This is a genomic window from Pseudomonas sp. COW5, assembly GCF_026240005.1.
Taxonomy (GTDB): Bacteria; Pseudomonadota; Gammaproteobacteria; order Pseudomonadales; family Pseudomonadaceae; genus Aquipseudomonas; species Aquipseudomonas kribbensis.
The window spans coordinates 1,029,002-1,047,489 of record NZ_JAPHVP010000001.1 but is presented as its reverse complement, the minus strand read 5'-3'; the positions used below and the strand labels follow the sequence as shown (position 1 = coordinate 1,047,489).

At 59.1% G+C, this 18,488-nt stretch carries 16 protein-coding genes; all 16 read left to right on the top strand.

The window, feature by feature from the left end:
* The first annotated feature begins 189 nt into the window (after positions 1-189).
* The 16 genes from rpsB (at position 190) to dnaE (ending at position 18,429) form a co-directional block, all read left to right on the top strand.
* Positions 190-927, top strand: coding sequence for a 30S ribosomal protein S2 (gene rpsB / locus OQ248_RS04865; RefSeq protein WP_003222119.1), 738 nt, complete (start codon positions 190-192; stop codon positions 925-927).
* 203 nt (positions 928-1,130) lie between these two features.
* The gene (gene tsf / locus OQ248_RS04860; protein ID WP_085712838.1) at positions 1,131-1,994 is read left to right on the top strand and encodes a translation elongation factor Ts; all 864 of its coding nucleotides are present in this window, start codon (positions 1,131-1,133) and stop codon (positions 1,992-1,994) included.
* A 209-nt stretch (positions 1,995-2,203) separates the two neighbouring features.
* Positions 2,204-2,947 carry a UMP kinase gene (pyrH, locus tag OQ248_RS04855; RefSeq protein WP_011332683.1) on the top strand — a complete coding sequence of 248 codons (744 nt, stop codon included), beginning with the start codon at positions 2,204-2,206 and terminating at the stop codon, positions 2,945-2,947.
* On the top strand, positions 2,944-3,501 hold the full coding sequence (gene frr, locus OQ248_RS04850) for a ribosome recycling factor (RefSeq protein WP_085688727.1): 558 nt from the start codon (positions 2,944-2,946) through the stop codon (positions 3,499-3,501). Before pyrH ends, frr begins: the two co-directional genes overlap by 4 nt.
* Positions 3,502-3,515: 14 nt before the next feature.
* Entirely contained in the window at positions 3,516-4,271 is a 756-nt protein-coding gene (gene uppS, locus OQ248_RS04845) for a polyprenyl diphosphate synthase (RefSeq protein ID WP_248744299.1), read from the top strand.
* Positions 4,271-5,077 (top strand): phosphatidate cytidylyltransferase, encoded by an 807-nt coding sequence (locus OQ248_RS04840; RefSeq protein ID WP_265812183.1) that lies wholly within the window; start codon positions 4,271-4,273, stop codon positions 5,075-5,077. Before uppS ends, OQ248_RS04840 begins: the two co-directional genes overlap by 1 nt.
* The gene (ispC, locus tag OQ248_RS04835; RefSeq protein ID WP_114881639.1) at positions 5,074-6,264 is read left to right on the top strand and encodes a 1-deoxy-D-xylulose-5-phosphate reductoisomerase; all 1,191 of its coding nucleotides are present in this window, start codon (positions 5,074-5,076) and stop codon (positions 6,262-6,264) included. Before OQ248_RS04840 ends, ispC begins: the two co-directional genes overlap by 4 nt.
* Positions 6,265-6,317: 53 nt before the next feature.
* On the top strand, positions 6,318-7,670 hold the full coding sequence (rseP, locus tag OQ248_RS04830) for a sigma E protease regulator RseP (protein WP_085729810.1): 1,353 nt from the start codon (positions 6,318-6,320) through the stop codon (positions 7,668-7,670).
* A gap of 74 nt (positions 7,671-7,744) precedes the next feature.
* Complete coding sequence (gene bamA, locus OQ248_RS04825) at positions 7,745-10,132, top strand: outer membrane protein assembly factor BamA (RefSeq protein WP_114881640.1); 2,388 nt, start codon at positions 7,745-7,747, stop codon at positions 10,130-10,132.
* A 45-nt stretch (positions 10,133-10,177) separates the two neighbouring features.
* Entirely contained in the window at positions 10,178-10,681 is a 504-nt protein-coding gene (locus OQ248_RS04820) for an OmpH family outer membrane protein (protein ID WP_003222140.1), read from the top strand.
* 3 nt (positions 10,682-10,684) lie between these two features.
* Complete coding sequence (lpxD, locus tag OQ248_RS04815) at positions 10,685-11,740, top strand: UDP-3-O-(3-hydroxymyristoyl)glucosamine N-acyltransferase (protein ID WP_265812182.1); 1,056 nt, start codon at positions 10,685-10,687, stop codon at positions 11,738-11,740.
* Positions 11,741-11,846: 106 nt separating this feature from the next.
* Positions 11,847-12,287, top strand: a complete 441-nt coding sequence (fabZ, locus tag OQ248_RS04810) for a 3-hydroxyacyl-ACP dehydratase FabZ (protein ID WP_003222142.1) — start codon at positions 11,847-11,849, stop codon at positions 12,285-12,287.
* Positions 12,284-13,060, top strand: a complete 777-nt coding sequence (gene lpxA, locus OQ248_RS04805; RefSeq protein WP_085712845.1) for an acyl-ACP--UDP-N-acetylglucosamine O-acyltransferase — start codon at positions 12,284-12,286, stop codon at positions 13,058-13,060. The genes fabZ and lpxA overlap by 4 nt, the downstream gene beginning before the upstream one ends.
* 2 nt (positions 13,061-13,062) lie before the next feature.
* Positions 13,063-14,193 carry a lipid-A-disaccharide synthase gene (lpxB, locus tag OQ248_RS04800; RefSeq protein WP_265812181.1) on the top strand — a complete coding sequence of 377 codons (1,131 nt, stop codon included), beginning with the start codon at positions 13,063-13,065 and terminating at the stop codon, positions 14,191-14,193.
* Between the two features lie 11 nt (positions 14,194-14,204).
* Positions 14,205-14,831 carry a ribonuclease HII gene (gene rnhB, locus OQ248_RS04795; RefSeq protein ID WP_085712847.1) on the top strand — a complete coding sequence of 209 codons (627 nt, stop codon included), beginning with the start codon at positions 14,205-14,207 and terminating at the stop codon, positions 14,829-14,831.
* 76 nt (positions 14,832-14,907) lie between these two features.
* The gene (gene dnaE / locus OQ248_RS04790; protein ID WP_085712848.1) at positions 14,908-18,429 is read left to right on the top strand and encodes a DNA polymerase III subunit alpha; all 3,522 of its coding nucleotides are present in this window, start codon (positions 14,908-14,910) and stop codon (positions 18,427-18,429) included.
* The last annotated feature ends 59 nt before the right edge of the window (positions 18,430-18,488 follow it).

Here is an 18,488-nt window from a genome sequence, read left to right as displayed (position 1 = left end):
CGGGATTAAAGATTCCGGGTTCCGTTTGCGGCCTTGCTGTGGTATAAAATGCGCCGCTTTCCGGGGATAGCCCCGGGAGCATTAACCCACACACGTGTCGACACGATGACCTGGGTGCCTTTGATCCTCGGATCAGGGGTTGGTCATTGGGATACGTGGAGGCCCAACCCGACTTATCAAGGAACTATCATGTCCCAAGTCAATATGCGCGATATGCTGAAGGCCGGTGTGCACTTCGGTCACCAAACCCGTTACTGGAATCCGAAAATGGGCAAGTACATTTTCGGCGCGCGTAACAAGATTCACATCATCAACCTTGAAAAAACCCTGCCAATGTTCAACGAAGCTCTGACTTTCGTAGAGCGTCTGGCCCAGGGCAAAAACAAGATTCTGTTCGTCGGCACCAAGCGTTCCGCTGGCAAGATCGTTGCTGAAGAAGCAGCACGTTGCGGTTCGCCGTACGTCGATCACCGCTGGTTGGGCGGCATGCTGACCAACTTCAAGACCATCCGTGCTTCCATCAAGCGTCTGCGTGACCTTGAAGTACAAGCCGAAGACGGTACTTTCGCCAAGCTGACCAAGAAAGAAGCGCTGATGCGCTCCCGTGATCTTGAGAAACTGGATCGCTCCCTGGGCGGCATCAAGGACATGGGCGGTCTGCCAGACGCACTGTTCGTGATCGACGTTGACCACGAGCGCATCGCGATCACCGAAGCCAACAAGCTGGGCATCCCGGTCATCGGCGTTGTCGATACCAACAGCAGCCCGGAAGGCGTTGACTACATCATCCCAGGCAACGATGACGCAATCCGCGCTATCCAGCTGTACATGGGTTCGATGGCTGACGCAGTTATCCGTGGTCGCAACAACGTTGCTGGCGGTACTGTTGAATTCGCAGCTGAAGAAACTCAGGCTGCAGCTGAGTAATTGACGCCCTGGCGTTGACTCAGTAAGCAAAAAGGGGGCTTGGCCCCCTTTTTGCCACCTCGAAAACCATCTGTTGGCGCCCACTTGTGGCAGCGCTCGCCCTGTATCTGTAACGTGCAGCGGCTACAAGGTGGTTCGGGAAGAATTGAACGCCCGTTCGATCGGGTGGAATGGTTGAAAACCTATCCAAGAGGAATTTGAAAATGGCAGCAATTACTGCAGCGTTGGTCAAAGAACTGCGCGAGCGTACCGGCGAAGGCATGATGGATTGCAAGAAAGCCCTGGAAAAGGCTGGCGGCGACATCGAAAAAGCCATTGATGACATGCGTGCTTCGGGCGCGATCAAGGCTGCCAAGAAAGCCGGCAACGTTGCCGCTGAAGGCGCCATCGCTGTCAAGGCTGACGGCAAATCCGCCGTTCTGCTGGAAGTGAACTCGCAGACCGACTTCCTGGCCCTGCAGGACGACTTCAAGAACTTCGTCAGCGAAAGCCTCGAAGAAGCCTTCGCTCAGAAACTGACCGACGCGGCACCGCTGATCGCTTCGCGTGAAGCTGCTCGTGAAGCCCTGGTTGCCAAGTGTGGCGAAAACGTCAACATCCGTCGTCTGGCGCGTGTTGAGGGTGACGTTGTAGGCGCTTACCTGCACGGCAACAAGATTGGTGCAGTGGTTGTTCTGAAAGGCGGCGACGTCGACCTGGCCAAGAACATCGCCATGCACGTTGCAGCTTCGAACCCGGAGTTCCTGGACGCGTCGGAAATCTCCGCCGAGGCCATCGAGCGGGAGAAGAACGTATTCCTGCAGCTGAATGCCGACAAGATCGCCGGCAAGCCGGAAAACATCGTTGAGAACATGATCAACGGTCGTATCACCAAGTTCAAAGCCGAAGCCTCGCTGAAAGAGCAAGCTTTCGTCATGAACCCTGAAGTCAAGGTTGGCGAGCTGGCGAAGAAAGCCGGTGCCGAAATCGTTTCCTTCACCTACTTCAAAGTAGGCGAAGGCATCGAGAAGCCAGTTGATGACTTCGCTGCCGAAGTTGCCGCTCAAGTGGCTGCCGCCAAGCAGTAAGACGGTTTTTCAACTGTCGCCCGAAAGAGGCTGCCCGCTCACGCGCGCAGCCTCTTTTCAGATAGGGTTACCAATTTTTAATTGGTTTCCCCTTGGAACTGACTTACAAAGCCATGTTCCGATGGCGCTGAAGCAGCGCCACGCTAGAGTGAACGCAGCTGCAAACAGCTCGCAAAGAATTTTTAAATACGCCGCAGGAGAGATTCGCAATGGCTCAGCAGGGCAGTGGTTATCAGGCTCGCTATAAACGCATTCTACTCAAGCTTAGCGGCGAGGCCCTGATGGGCTCGGAAGAGTTCGGGATCGATCCGAAAGTGCTTGACCGCATGGCGCTGGAAGTCGGCCAGCTGGTCGGCATCGGCGTTCAGGTCGGTCTGGTGATCGGCGGCGGCAACCTGTTCCGCGGTGAAGCGCTGAGCAAGGCCGGCATGGATCGGGTCACTGGCGACCACATGGGCATGCTGGCCACTGTGATGAACGCCCTGGCCATGCGCGATGCGCTGGAACGTGCCAATATCTCGGCCATCGTGATGTCGGCCATTTCCATGGTCGGTGTGACCGATCACTATGATCGTCGCAAGGCCATGCGCCACCTGAACTCCAAGGACGTGGTGATTTTCGCGGCCGGTACCGGCAATCCGTTCTTTACCACGGATTCGGCAGCCTGCCTGCGTGCCATCGAGATCGACGCGGACGTCGTGCTCAAGGCAACCAAGGTCGATGGCGTCTACACCGCCGACCCGTTCAAAGACCCGCATGCCGAGAAGTTCGATCATCTGACTTACGATGAAGTACTGGATCGCAAGCTGGGCGTAATGGATCTGACGGCCATCTGCCTGTGCCGCGATCACAAGATGCCATTGCGCGTATTCAACATGAACAAGCCCGGCGCCCTGCTGAACATCGTGCACGGCGGCGCTGAAGGAACCCTGATCGAGGAAGTTCAACAATGATCAACGAAATCAAGAAAGACGCCCAAGAGCGCATGAAGAAGTCGATCGAGTCGCTGAGTCATGCATTCGGCCAGATTCGTACCGGCAAGGCTCACCCGAGCATTCTGGGTAGCGTGATGGTGCCTTACTACGGTGCAGATACCCCTTTGAGCGGTGTCGCGAACGTAACGGTGAAAGACTCCCGGACCCTGCAGGTCGTGCCGTTCGAGCGCAACATGCTCACGGCGGTCGACAAGGCGATCATGAACGCCGGTCTGAACCTCAATCCGACCAACCTTGGCGAGCTGCTGCTGGTTTCCATGCCGGCGCTGACCGAAGAAACCCGTAAGGGCTTCACCAAACAGGCGCGCGCAGCGGCTGAAGATGCTCGCGTTGCCGTGCGCAACATTCGCCGTGATGCACTGGGTGACTTGAAAAAGCTGGTCAAGGACAAGGAAATCAGCGAAGACGAAGAGCGCCGTGCGGCGGCTGATATCCAGAAGCTGACCGACAAGGCTGAAGCTGATATCGACGCGGCTACCAAGGAAAAAGAAGCGGATCTGATGGCCGTATAAGGGTCGAGCTTTAAATGGAAAAGACCAAGCAGACTGCGCCGTCCGCGGTGCCGCGCCATGTCGCGATCATCATGGATGGCAACAATCGCTGGGCGAAAAAACGCTTTATGCCGGGTGTCGCCGGGCATAAAGCGGGTGTAGACGCTGTGCGGGCGGTGATCGAGGTGTGTGCCGAGGCCGGGGTCGAGGTGTTGACGCTGTTCGCCTTCTCCAGTGAAAACTGGCAGCGCCCGGCCGATGAGGTCAGTGCCCTGATGGATCTGTTCTTCAAGGCGCTGCGTCGTGAGGCCAAGCGCCTCAATGACAACAACATCAGCCTGCGCATCATTGGTGACCGTTCGCGGTTTCATCCTGAGCTTCAGGCCGCCATGCGTGAAGCTGAGGCAATGACTGCGGGTGCCAATCGCTTCATCCTGCAGATCGCCGCCAACTACGGCGGTCAGTGGGATATCGCGCAAGCTGCGCAGCGCCTGGCTCGTGAAGTTCAGGCCGGGCACCTGCGGCCGGAAGACATCACCCCGGGTCTGCTGCAAACCTGTCTGGCGACCGGTGACCTGCCGCTGCCGGATCTGTGCATCCGCACTGGCGGCGAGCACCGCATCAGCAACTTCCTGCTGTGGCAACTGGCCTATGCCGAGTTGTACTTCTCCGACCTGTTCTGGCCGGACTTCAAACACGATGCCATGCGTAATGCGCTGGCCGATTTCGCTTCGCGTCAGCGCCGTTTCGGTAAAACGAGCGAGCAGATCGAAGCTGGAGCCCGGGTTTAATGCTTAAACAACGAATCATCACTGCGCTGATCCTGCTGCCGATCGCACTGGGCGGATTTTTCCTGCTCGAGGGTTCCGGTTTTGCGCTGTTCATCGGCCTGGTTGTCAGTCTGGGTGCCTGGGAATGGGCGCGCCTGGCCGGTTTCACCGCGCAATCGTTTCGCGTTGGTTATGCGGCAGTCGTCGCGCTGATGCTGTTCGTCATGTACATCCTGCCGGGGCTGGCGCCCTGGGTGCTCGGTGCTTCGGTGATCTGGTGGGTAGTAGCGACCTGGCTGGTGCTGACCTATCCGCGCTCCAGCGAGCGCTGGGCCAGTGCCGCCAGCAAACTGGTGATCGGCCTGCTGATTCTCCTGCCGGCCTGGCAAGGGCTGGTTCAGATCAAGCAGTATCCGCTGGGTAACTGGTTAATCATGGCGGTGATGGTGCTGGTCTGGGGCGCCGATATCGGGGCCTACTTTTCCGGACGTGCATTCGGCAAGCGCAAGCTGGCCCCGCAAGTCAGCCCGGGCAAAAGCTGGGAAGGCGTGTATGGCGGCCTGGCGCTGAGCCTCGTCATCACCACGCTGGTCGCTCTGTTTCGTGACTGGACAGTGGCGCAACTGTTCAAAGGCCTGATTGGTGCTGCGCTGATCGTGTTCATCTCGGTGGTGGGCGATCTGACTGAAAGCATGTTCAAGCGTCAGTCCGGTATCAAGGACAGCAGCAATCTGCTGCCGGGTCATGGCGGCATACTGGATCGCATTGACAGCTTGACGGCCGCGATCCCGGTATTCGCCGTGCTGTTGTGGATGGCTGCACCGTGAGCCGCCCACAACAGGTCACTGTTCTGGGGGCAACCGGCTCGATCGGTCTGAGCACTCTGGATGTCATCGCTCGTCACCCTGAGCGTTATCAGGTGTTTGCGCTCAGTGGCTTTACGCGTCTGAGCGAGCTGTTTGCCTTGTGCGTACGCCATGTGCCGCAGTTCGCTGTGGTGCCGGAAGTCGCGGCAGCCCGTGGTTTGCAGGACGATTTGCGTGCCGCCGGCCTGTCGACCCGGGTGCTGGTGGGTGAGGAAGGTTTGTGTCAGGTCGCGGCAGCCCCTGAGGTGGATGCCGTGATGGCGGCCATCGTCGGCGCCGCCGGTCTGCGACCGACCCTCGCCGCTGTCGAGGCGGGCAAGAAAATTCTCCTGGCGAACAAGGAGGCGTTGGTCATGTCCGGCGCCTTGTTCATGGAGGCTGTGCGCAAGAGCGGTTCGGTCCTGCTGCCCATCGACAGTGAGCACAACGCGATTTTCCAGTGTATGCCGCAGGATTTCGCTCGTGGTTTGAGCAATGTCGGTGTGCGTCGGATTTTGCTGACAGCCTCGGGTGGTCCTTTCCGGCAGACGCCGATGGCCGAACTGGCGCATGTTTCTCCCGACCAGGCCTGTGCCCATCCTAACTGGTCCATGGGTCGCAAGATTTCCGTGGATTCGGCCAGCATGATGAACAAGGGGCTCGAACTGATCGAAGCCTGCTGGCTGTTCGATGCCCGGCCGTCGCAAGTCGAAGTGGTGATCCATCCACAGAGCGTGATTCACTCTCTGGTCGACTACGTAGATGGCTCGGTATTGGCGCAGCTGGGTAATCCCGACATGCGTACGCCGATCGCCAATGCGCTGGCCTGGCCTGAACGCATTGATTCGGGCGTGGCGCCACTGGACCTGTTTGCCATCGCGCGCCTGGACTTCGAAGCGCCCGATGAAGAGCGCTTCCCGTGCCTGCGGCTCGCCCGTCAGGCGGCCGAGGCCGGCAACAGTGCACCTGCCATGCTCAATGCCGCGAATGAAGTCGCGGTGGCGGCGTTTCTCGACGGGCGGGTTCGCTACCTCGAAATCGCGAGTATCATCGAGGAGGTCTTGAACCTCGAGCCGGTGGTTGCTCTGAATGATCTCGATGCGGTGTTCACGGCGGACGCGGCAGCACGTACGCTCGCCGGGCAGTGGCTGACTCGTCACGGTCGATAGACCCTGCGGTACATGGCTTCACGCGGCATAGAACAGGATTGCGGAGAAAGTAGATGAGCGCGCTCTATATGATTGCCGGCACCCTGATCGCCCTGGGTGTGCTGGTCACCTTTCACGAATTCGGCCACTTCTGGGTCGCGCGTCGCTGTGGCGTCAAGGTCCTGCGTTTTTCCGTGGGCTTCGGCATGCCGTTGCTGCGCTGGCATGACAAGCAGGGGACAGAATTTGTCGTTGCTGCCATTCCGTTGGGTGGCTACGTCAAGATGCTCGATGAGCGTGAAGGTGAAGTGCCCGCTGATCAGCTTCATTTGTCTTTCAATCGCAAGTCCGTTCGTCAGCGTATTGCTATCGTGGCTGCTGGCCCGGTCGCCAACTTCCTGCTGGCCATGGTGTTCTTCTGGGTGCTGGCCATGCTCGGCAGCGAACAGGTACGTCCCGTCATCGGTGCTGTCGAGTCCGGCAGTATCGCTGCGAAAGCCGGTCTGAATGCAGGTCAGGAAATCGTTGCCATCGACGGCGAGCCGACTTCGGGCTGGGCAGCGGTCAATCTGCAACTGGTACGTCGCCTGGGGGAAAGCGGTTCCTTGCAGGTATTGGTGCGTGAGCAGGGCTCTACGGCTGATTCGCCGCGTGAGCTTGCGCTGGATCACTGGCTCAAGGGTGCTGACGAGCCGGATCCGATTCGCTCTCTGGGTATCCGCCCATGGCGTCCAGCGTTGCCGCCGATTCTCGCTGAGCTCGATCCGAAAGGCCCGGCCCAGGCAGCCGGGTTGAAGACCGGTGACCGTCTGCTGGCACTGGACGGCAAGGCGCTGGATGACTGGCAACAAGTGGTCGACACCGTTCGTACGCGTCCTGATACCAAAATCATGCTGCACGTCGAGCGCGACGGTGCTCAAATCGACGTCCCCGTGACGCTGGCGGCGCGCGGCGAAAGCAAGTCACCAAGTGGTTATCTGGGGGCGGGAGTGAAAGCTGTCGACTGGCCACCGGAGATGATCCGCGAGGTCAGTTATGGTCCTTTGGCCGCGATTGGCGAGGGCGCCCGTCGTACCTGGACCATGAGCGTGCTGACGCTGGATTCACTGAAGAAAATGCTGTTCGGCGAGCTCTCGGTAAAAAACTTGAGTGGACCGATAACCATTGCTAAAGTGGCGGGCGCTTCTGCCCAGTCGGGCGTTGCTGATTTCCTGAATTTCCTTGCTTATCTGAGTATTAGCCTGGGGGTTCTGAATTTGCTGCCTATTCCTGTACTGGATGGGGGGCATTTGTTGTTTTATCTGATCGAGTGGGCGCGTGGTCGTCCCTTGTCGGATCGGGTGCAAGGTTGGGGGATACAGATCGGTATCAGTTTGGTGGTCGGGGTGATGTTGCTTGCTCTGGTCAACGATCTGGGTCGACTGTAACGCTTCGCTGAATTGCGAATCTGCCGCATTTTGCGGCAGTTTGTTTATTGCCAGTTGGAATAAGAAAGGACTTCATGAAACGTCTGCTGCTAACTGCGGTTCTCACCGTATTGATGATCGCCGAAGTTCACGCCGAGTCCTTCACTATCTCTGATATTCGCGTCAATGGCCTCCAGCGGGTCTCCGCGGGTAGCGTCTTTGGTGCCTTGCCGTTGAACGTCGGCGAGCAGGCGGATGATCGTCGCCTGGTGGAATCCACTCGTGCGTTGTTCAAAACCGGTTTCTTTCAAGATATCCAGCTGGGCCGCGAAGGCAACGTTCTGGTGATCACGGTCGTTGAACGTCCATCGGTCGCGAGCATCGAGATCGAAGGCAACAAGGCGATCTCCACCGAAGACCTGATGAAGGGCCTCAAGCAATCCGGTCTGGCCGAAGGCGAGATCTTCCAGCGTGCGACCCTCGAAGGCGTGCGTAACGAGCTGCAACGCCAGTACGTTGCGCAAGGTCGTTACTCGGCCACCGTCGATACCGAAGTGGTATCGCAGCCGCGCAACCGTGTCGGCCTGAAAGTGAAGATCAACGAAGGCACCGTCGCTGCCATTCAGCACATCAACGTGGTGGGCAATACGGTTTTCCCTGAGGAAGACCTGACCGACCTGTTCGAACTGAAGACCACCAACTGGCTGTCGTTCTTCAAGAACGATGACAAGTACGCCCGTGAAAAGCTTTCCGGTGACCTGGAACGTCTGCGTTCCTACTACCTGGACCGCGGCTATATCAACATGGATATCGCTTCGACCCAGGTGTCCATCACCCCGGACAAGAAGCACGTCTACATCACCGTCAACGTCAACGAAGGCGAGAAGTACACCGTTCGTGACGTCAAGCTCAGTGGTGACCTGAAAGTCCCTGAAGACCAGGTCAAGTCGCTGCTGCTGGTGCAAAAAGGCCAGGTGTTCTCGCGCAAGCTGATGACCACCACCTCGGAACTGATCACCCGTCGTCTGGGTAACGAGGGCTACACCTTCGCCAACGTCAATGGCGTTCCGCAGCCGCACGATGACGACCACACCGTGGACATCCTGTTCGCTGTCGATCCGGGCAAGCGAGCCTATGTCAACCGCATCAACTTCCGTGGCAACACCAAGTCCGAAGACGAAGTGCTGCGCCGTGAAATGCGTCAGATGGAAGGTGGCTGGGCTTCGACCTACCTGATCGACCAGTCCAAGACTCGTCTTGAACGTCTGGGCTTCTTCAAGGAAGTGAACGTCGAGACTCCGGCTGTTCCGGGCGTCGACGACCAGGTTGACGTGAACTATGCGGTTGAAGAGCAGGCTTCCGGTTCGATCACTGCCAGCGTCGGTTTTGCCCAGAGTGCCGGTCTGATCCTCGGTGGCTCGATCACCCAGAACAACTTCCTCGGTACCGGTAACCGCGTCAGCGTCGGCCTGACCCGTAGCCAATACCAGAGCCGTTACAACTTCGGCTACGTTGACCCCTACTGGACCGCCGATGGCGTGAGTCTGGGTTACAACGCGTTCTATCGCACCACCGACTACAAAGACCTCGACGTCGACGTAGCAAGCTATGCGGTAGACAGCCTGGGCGCCGGCGTGAACGTCGGTTATCCGATCAGCGAGACTTCGCGCCTGACCTTCGGCCTGTCCGCTCAACAGGACAAGATCAAGACCGGTACCTACACCGTTGACGAAATTTTCGACTTCGTTAAGCGCGAAGGCGACCAGTACCTGAACTTCAAGGCATCGGCCGGCTGGTCCGAGTCCACTCTGAACAAAGGCGTGCTGCCAACCCGCGGCCGTTCGCAGAGCCTGACCCTGGAAACGACGATTCCTGGCAGTGACCTGTCGTTCTACAAACTGGATTACCGTGGCCAGCTGTTCCAGCCACTGACCGAAAACTACACCCTGCGTCTGCACACCGAGCTGGGTTATGGCGACGGTTACGGTTCGACGGACGGCTTGCCGTTCTATGAAAACTACTATGCTGGTGGTTTCAACTCGGTACGTGGTTTCAAAGACAGTACCCTGGGTCCGCGCAGTACGCCGAGCCGCGGTCAGGCGGTTACCGGTAACGCCGGTACGCTTGCCGACCCGGATCAGGATCCGCTGCCATTCGGTGGTAACGTGTTGATCCAGGGTGGTGTCGAGGTGCTGTTCCCGCTGCCGTTCGTGAAGGATCAGCGTTCGTTGCGTACATCGGTATTCTGGGACGTCGGTAACGTGTTCGACTCGACTTGCAAGTCGACCACAAACGCCGATGGTTCCAAGGCCAATACACAGTGCAACGACATCAGCCTGAGCAACATGGCCAGTTCCGTCGGTGTCGGCGTGACCTGGGTTACCGCACTGGGTCCTTTGAGCTTCGCGTTGGCCACACCGATCAAGAAACCGGATAACGCTGAAACTCAAGTGTTCCAATTCTCCCTCGGCCAGACGTTCTAAGCGTCTGACCCAAGATAACGACAATGGATTTTGTAGGAGTGCATCGTGCGTAAGTTGACTCAATTGGTTCTCCTGGCCTCCGTACTGGTGGCAGGCCCGGCATTTGCCGACATGAAAATCGCTGTTCTGAACTATCAGATGGCTCTGCTGGAGTCCGATGCGGCCAAGAAGTACGCCGTGGATGCCGAGAAGAAGTTCGGTCCTCAACTGACCAAACTGAAGACGCTGGAAAGCAGCGCCAAGGGTATCCAGGATCGTCTGATGGCTGGCGGCGACAAGATGCAGCAGGGCGAGCGTGAGCGTCTGGAGCTGGAATTCAAGCAAAAGGCCCGTGACTTCCAGTTCCAGTCCAAGGAACTGAACGAAGCCAAAGCTGTTGCTGACCGTGAAATGCTCAAGCAGCTCAAGCCGAAACTGGATAGCGCAGTGGAAGAAGTCATCAAGAAAGGTGGTTTTGACCTGGTGTTCGAGCGTGGCGCAGTGATCGATGTCAAACCTCAGTACGACATCACGCGCCAGGTTATCGAGCGCATGAATCAGCTGAAGTAACCCATGACCGTGACTATCAAGCTCGGCCAGTTGGCCGAGTTCCTCGGTGCCACCCTGAGTGGCGATCCCGAGAAGCAAATTACTGGGCTAGCCACCTTGCAGGAGGCTGGCCCAGCTCAGTTGAGCTTTCTGGCAAACCCTCAATACCGCAAATACCTGGCCGGCTCGCAAGCGGCGGCATTGCTGCTCAAGGCGGCTGATGCCGAAGGTTATGCCGGGAATGTGTTGGTGGTGCCGGATCCTTATCTGGCTTACGCACGCATTTCTCACCTGTTCGATCCGAAGCCGAAAGCTGCAGCCGGTATCCATCCGTCGGCAGTGATCGCTCCGGATGCCGTGGTCGATCCGACTGCCAGCATCGGTCCCTTTGTGGTGATCGAGGCAGGTGCACGGATCGGGGCGGGCGTGACGCTCGGCGCACATTGCGTTGTCGGTGCCCGCAGCGAAATCGGCGAAGGCGGCTGGCTGGCTCCGCGTGTCACGCTGTATCACGACGTACGTATCGGCAAGCGAGTGGTGATTCAGTCAGGTGCTGTGCTTGGTGGTGAGGGCTTCGGCTTTGCCAACGAGAAAGGCATCTGGCAGAAAATCGCCCAGATCGGTGGCGTGACCATCGGCGACGATGTGGAGATCGGCGTGAACACCGCCATCGACCGCGGTGCGTTGGCCGATACCGTGATCGGCAACGGCGTCAAGCTCGACAACCAGATTCAGATCGCCCACAACGTTCAGGTCGGTGATCACACTGCCATGGCCGCGTGCGTGGGGATTTCCGGCAGCACCAAGATCGGCAAGCACTGCATGCTCGCCGGTGGTGTCGGCCTGGTAGGGCACATCGATATTTGCGACAACGTATTCCTGACCGGGATGACCATGGTGACTCACTCGATTACCGAGCCGGGCGCCTATTCTTCCGGTACGGCCATGCAGCCGGCTGCCGAGTGGCGCAAAAGCGCGGCACGCATCCGTCAGCTCGATGACATCGCGCGACGCTTGCGACAGCTGGAAAAGCAGGCAGGGGAAGTGACCCCTGGCGGTAACGCTTCATCTGAAGGCTGATACCATTTCCATATCAAGTGTGCACAGCCTCTGGACTGCCTCCTTGATTTGCTAGAGGAGTGCGCGTCAGTCGCGCTCCCAATCTTTACATAGGCTTCCCCCCGAAATGATGGACATCAACGAGATTCGCGAATACCTGCCTCACCGTTACCCGTTCCTGCTGGTGGACCGGGTGGTGGAACTGGATACGGAAGGCAAGCGCATTCGCGCCTACAAGAATGTCAGCATCAACGAACCGTTCTTCAATGGCCACTTTCCTGCGCACCCGATCATGCCGGGCGTGTTGATCATTGAAGCAATGGCTCAGGCTGCCGGGATCCTCGGTTTCAAGATGCTCGATGTGAAACCGGCCGATGGCACCCTCTACTATTTCGTCGGTTCCGACAAACTGCGTTTCCGTCAGCCGGTGCTGCCGGGTGACCAGTTGATCCTCGAAGCCAAGTTCATCAGCTGCAAGCGTCAGATCTGGAAGTTCGAATGCCAGGCTTCGGTCGATGGCAAGCCGGTCTGCTCCGCTGAAATCATCTGTGCGGAACGCAAGCTATGAGTTTGATTGACCCTCGCGCAATCATCGATCCTTCGGCCGTACTGGCCGAGGGTGTCGAGGTCGGCCCGTGGTCGATCATCGGCGCAGGTGTGGAAATCGGCGAGGGAACAGTGATCGGGCCACACGTGATCCTTAAAGGTCCGACCCGAATCGGCAAGCACAATCGCATCTACCAGTTTTCCTCGGTAGGCGAAGACACGCCGGATCTCAAGTACAAGGGTGAAGAGACCCGTCTGGTGATCGGTGACCATAACGTTATCCGTGAAGGCGTGACGATTCACCGTGGCACGGTTCAGGATCGCTCGGAAACCACCCTGGGCGATCACAACCTGATCATGGCTTACGCCCACATCGGTCACGACAGTGTCATCGGCAACCATTGCATTCTGGTCAACAACACGGCACTGGCCGGCCACGTGCATGTCGAGGATTGGGCGATCCTGTCCGGCTTCACGCTGGTGCATCAGTATTGCCACATCGGTGCCCACAGCTTTTCCGGCATGGGAACGGCCATCGGCAAGGACGTCCCGGCGTTCGTTACGGTGTTCGGCAACCCGGCTGAAGCTCGCAGCATGAATTTTGAAGGCATGCGTCGTCGTGGTTTCAGCGAGGATGCGATTCACGCCCTGCGCCGCGCCTACAAAACCGTTTATCGCCAGGGGCTGACTGTCGAGCAAGCGCTGGCCGAACTGGCCGAGCCCGCCGCCCAGTTCCCGGAAGTTGCGGTGTTCCGTGACTCCATCCAGTCGTCGTCTCGCGGCATCACTCGCTGATCATGGCCAATCTGCGTATTGCGCTGGTGGCGGGTGAGGCTTCCGGCGATATTCTGGGCGCCGGTCTGATGCGTGCCCTCAAGGCACAGCATCCGGCGGTCGAGTTTATCGGCGTCGGTGGCCCCCTGATGCAGGCCGAAGGCCTGAATTCCTATTTCCCCATGGAGCGCCTGTCGGTCATGGGGTTGGTCGAGGTTCTCGGTCGGCTGCGTGAGCTGCTCAAGCGCCGCAAAGACCTGATCGCCACCCTGATCGCCCAGAAGCCGGATGTGTTCATCGGCATCGATGCGCCGGATTTCAACCTCAACATCGAACTCAAGCTGCGTCAGGCCGGAATCAAGACCGTGCACTACGTCAGCCCGTCGGTATGGGCGTGGCGGCAGAAGCGCGTGTTGAAGATCCGCGAAGGCTGCGACCTGATGCTCACGCTGCTGCCGTTCGAAGCCAGGTTTTATGAAGAGAAGGGCGTACCGGTGCGGTTCGTCGGCCATACGTTGGCCGATACCATTCCACTGGAAGCCGATCGCGCCGCTGCGCGAGCCGAACTGGGTTTGCCTGACGGTCCGCTGGTGGCTTTGATGCCGGGCAGCCGGGGCGGCGAAGTCAGTCGTCTGGGCGCGCTGTTTCTCGATACCGCCGAACGCCTGCGCGCCATGCGTCCGGGTTTGTGCTTCGTCATTCCATGTGCCAACCCGGAGCGTCGGGCCCAGCTCGAAGAGCTGCTGGCCGGTCGCGACCTGCCGGTGACCCTGCTAGACGGCAAGTCCCATCTGGCGCTGGCAGCGTGCAACGCGGTCCTGATCGCGTCGGGCACGGCGACCCTTGAGGCGCTGCTCTACAAGCGCCCGATGGTCGTGGCCTATCGTCTTGCGCCGCTGACGTTCTGGATTCTCAAACGCATGGTCAAGAGCCCGTACGTCTCCCTGCCGAACCTGCTGGCCCAGCGGTTGCTGGTGCCGGAATTGTTGCAGGATGATGCTACGGTCGAGGCACTGGCCCAGACCCTGTCGCCGCTGATCGACGGCGGTGAAGAACAGACTCGCGGCTTCGATGAGATCCACCGCACCCTGCGCCTGGACGCCTCCAATCAGGCGGCTGACGCCGTTCTGAACTTGATCGGTCAAACTCGATGAGCAAGACAAGCATGCAGATGGGCCTGGATTTCACCCTGGTCGCCGAAGTCGAAGAATTGGTGGCCGGCGTTGATGAAGTCGGTCGCGGCCCTTTGTGCGGCGCGGTCGTCACGGCAGCAGTCATCCTCGATCCGAACCGGCCGATTCTTGGTCTCAACGACTCGAAAAAGCTGACCGAAGCCAAGCGTGAAAAGCTCTACGACGAAATCTGCGAAAAGGCGTTGAGCTGGTGCATCGCCCGCGCCGAAGTCGAAGAAATCGACGAACTGAACATCCTGCACGCCACCATGCTGGCGATGCAGCGCGCCGTTGCGGGTCTGCATATCCAGCCGAAACTGGCGATGATCGACGGCAACCGCTGCCCGAAACTGCCGATGCGTTCCGAAGCGGTGGTCAAGGGCGATAGCAAGGTCCCGGCCATCGCCGCCGCATCGATTCTGGCCAAGGTCAGTCGCGACCGCGAAATGGCGGCGTTCGAGTTGATCTACCCGGGTTACGGCATCGGCGGCCATAAAGGCTATCCGACGCCCGTTCATCTGGAAGCGCTGGTGCGCCTCGGGCCGACGCCGATTCACCGGCGTTCGTTTGCCCCCGTGCGGCAGGCTTACGAGGCGCTTGAAGGTCTCACGCAGGTTTAGCGGCGAGGCTGATGTTTTATTCGGGGCCCGGTACAATCCGGGCCTTGTTGTCTCTATGTAACTGGACAGGATCACTATGCCGGCTTCATTCGTTCATCTACGCCTGCACACTGAATACTCCCTGGTCGACGGGCTGGTGCGGATCAAGCCGCTGGTCAAGGCCCTGACCGGCATGGGCATGCCGGCCGTTGCGGTTACCGACCAGAACAACATGTGTTCGCTGGTCAAATTCTATAAAAACACCATGGGCGCGGGGATCAAGCCGATCTGCGGCGCCGACCTGTGGCTGTCGAACAAGGATCCGGATGGTCCGCTGAGCCGGATCAGCCTGCTGGTCATGAACGCCCTGGGCTATCGCAACCTGACCGAGCTGATTTCCCGTGGCTTCATCGATGGTCAGCGCAACGGCATGATCATCATCGAGCGCGAGTGGGTGGCCGAGGCCAACGAAGGCCTGATCATGCTGTCCGCCGCGAAAGAAGGCGAGATCGGCATGGCGATGATCGGCGGCAACCCCGCCGAGGCCGAAGTCCTGACCCGTGAGTGGATGTCGGTCTTCCCGGATCGTTTCTATCTGGAAATCCAGCGTACCAATCGCCCGAACGACGAAGAGCAACTGCACGGTGCTGTGGCCCTGGCCGAGAAACTCGGTGCGCCGCTGGTCGCCACCAACGATGTGCGCTTCATCAAGCAGGAAGACTTCGCCGCCCACGAAACCCGCGTCTGCATCGGTGAGGGCCGGGCCCTCGACGATCCGCGTCGTTCGAAGAATTACAGCGATCAGCAGTACCTGAAAAGCGCCGAGGAAATGGCCGAGCTGTTCAGCGACCTGCCCGACGCGGTGGAAAACACCGTCGAAATCGCCAAGCGCTGCAACATTGACGTGAAGCTGGGCAAGCACTTCCTGCCGGACTATCCGATTCCCGATGGCATGACCATCGACGAGTATTTCCGCAAGGTATCGTTCGATGGTCTGGACGAGCGCCTCAGCGTGCTGCTGCCCAAGGACACCACCGAAGATTACGAGGCCAAGCGCCAGGTCTATGTCGACCGGCTGAATTTCGAGCTGGATATCATCATCCAGATGGGATTCCCCGGTTACTTCCTGATCGTGATGGACTTTATCCAGTGGGCCAAGAACAACGGCGTGCCGGTGGGCCCGGGCCGGGGGTCGGGTGCCGGATCGCTGGTGGCCTATGTGCAGAAGATCACCGACCTCGATCCGCTGGAATACGACCTTCTTTTCGAACGTTTCCTTAACCCGGAACGGGTATCCATGCCTGACTTCGACGTCGACTTCTGCATGGACGGCCGCGACCGGGTAATCGACTACGTGGCCGAAAAATACGGCCGCAACGCCGTAAGCCAGATCATCACCTTCGGTTCCATGGCGGCCAAGGCTGTGGTGCGGGACGTGGCGCGGGCCCAGGGCAAGTCGTTCGGTCTGGCGGATCGTCTGTCGAAGATGATTCCGTTCGAAGTCGGCATGACCCTGGAAAAAGCCTACGAGCAGGAAGAAATCCTGCGCGACTTCATCAAGGTCGATGAAGAAGCTGCAGAAATCTGGGAGATGGCGCGCAAACTCGAAGGCGTGGTGCGTAACGTCGGTAAACACGCCGGTGGCGTGGTGATTGCGCCGACCAAGCTGACCGACTTCTCGCCGATCTATTGCGACGAGGCCGGCGACGGTCTGGTGACCCAGTTCGACAAGGACGACGTGGAGGCGGCCGGTCTGGTGAAGTTCGACTTCCTCGGCCTGCGCACCCTGACGATCATCGACTGGGCGCTGAAAACCATCAACCGCGACCGCGCCAAGGTCAACGAGCCGCCGCTGGATATCGCGTTCATCCCGCTGGATGACAAGCCAACCTATCAGTTGCTGCAAAAAGCTGAAACCACTGCGGTGTTCCAGCTTGAATCCCGTGGCATGAAAGAGCTGATCAAAAAGCTCAAGCCCGACTGCCTCGAAGACCTTATCGCACTGGTGGCCCTGTTCCGTCCGGGGCCGCTGCAGTCCGGCATGGTGGATGACTTCATCAACCGCAAGCACGGTCGCGCGGAGCTTGCGTATCCGCACCCGGATTACCAGTACGAAGGCTTGCAGCCGGTACTGGCACCGACGTACGGCATCATCCTGTATCAGGAACAGGTGATGCAGATCGCCCAGGTCATGGCCGGTTACACCCTTGGTGGTGCGGACATGCTGCGTCGGGCGATGGGTAAGAAGAAACCCGAGGAAATGGCCAAGCAACGTGGCGGTTTCATTGAGGGTTGTGCGTCGAACAATATCGACGCGGATCTTGCCGGTAACATTTTCGACCTGGTGGAGAAATTCGCTGGTTACGGCTTCAACAAATCCCACTCCGCCGCCTACGGCCTGGTGTCGTACCAGACCGCCTGGCTGAAGGCTCACTACCCGGCGCCGTTCATGGCCGCGGTACTGTCGGCGGACATGCACAACACCGACAAGGTCGTGACCTTGATCGAGGAAGTGCGCACGATGAAGCTGCGCCTCGACGCGCCGGACGTGAACACTTCGGAGTTCAAGTTCACGGTGAACGACGAGGGCCGCATCGTGTACGGCCTGGGCGCGATCAAAGGCGTCGGCGAAGGTCCGGTGGAAGCGATTACCGAAGCGCGTCAGGCCGGTCCGTTCAAGGATCTGTTCGACTTCTGCGCCCGGGTCGACCTCAAGCGCATCAACAAGCGTACGCTGGACGGCTTGATCCGCAGCGGTGCGCTGGATCGCCTCGGCCCGTACTTCCATGACGAGCAGAAGGCTTATCAGGCCAACATCGACCGCAACCGCGCTGTGCTGCTGGCGGCGATGGAAGAGGCGATCAAGTCGGCCGAACAGACTGCACGCACCCGCGACAGTGGTCACGCCGACCTGTTCGGCGGGTTGTTCGTCGAGGAAGACGCAGACGTTTACGCGCTGCATCGCAAGGCCAAGGAGCTGACGCTCAAGGAACGCCTCAAGGGTGAAAAAGACACCCTCGGCCTGTACCTGACCGGCCACCCGATCGACGAATACGAAGGCGAAATCCGCCGTTTCGCCCGCCAGCGCATCATCGACCTGAAACCGGCCCGGGACACCCAGACCGTGGCGGGGATGATCATTGCCCTGCGAGTGATGAAGAACAAAAAGGGCGACAAGATGGGTTTCATCACCCTCGACGACCGCTCCGGGCGGATCGAGGCGTCGCTGTTTGCCGATGCGTTCCACTCCGCGCAATCACTGCTGCAGACCGATGCGATGGTGGTGGTCGAAGGCGAGGTCAGCAACGATGACTTCTCCGGCGGCCTGCGCCTGAGGGTCAAGCGGGTGATGAGCATGGAAGATGCGCGCACCAATCTGGCCGAGAGCCTGCGCCTGAAGCTGCAGACCCAGGACCTGAAAGGCGATCAGCTACGCTGGTTGGGGGATTTGCTCAAGCGTCATCGCGGGGCGTGCCCGATCACCATGGAATACACCAGCCCGGATGCGAAGACCTTGCTGCAGTTTGGCGAGACCTGGCGGATCGACCCGGCGGATGCCTTGATTCAAGCCCTGCGTGACCAGTTCGGGCGAGACAACGTCTTCCTCCAATACCGTTGACCGGCAGGTGAGACCGAACCGCCTGCCCACAACCTGAATTTTTAATCTCGACCTCAGCG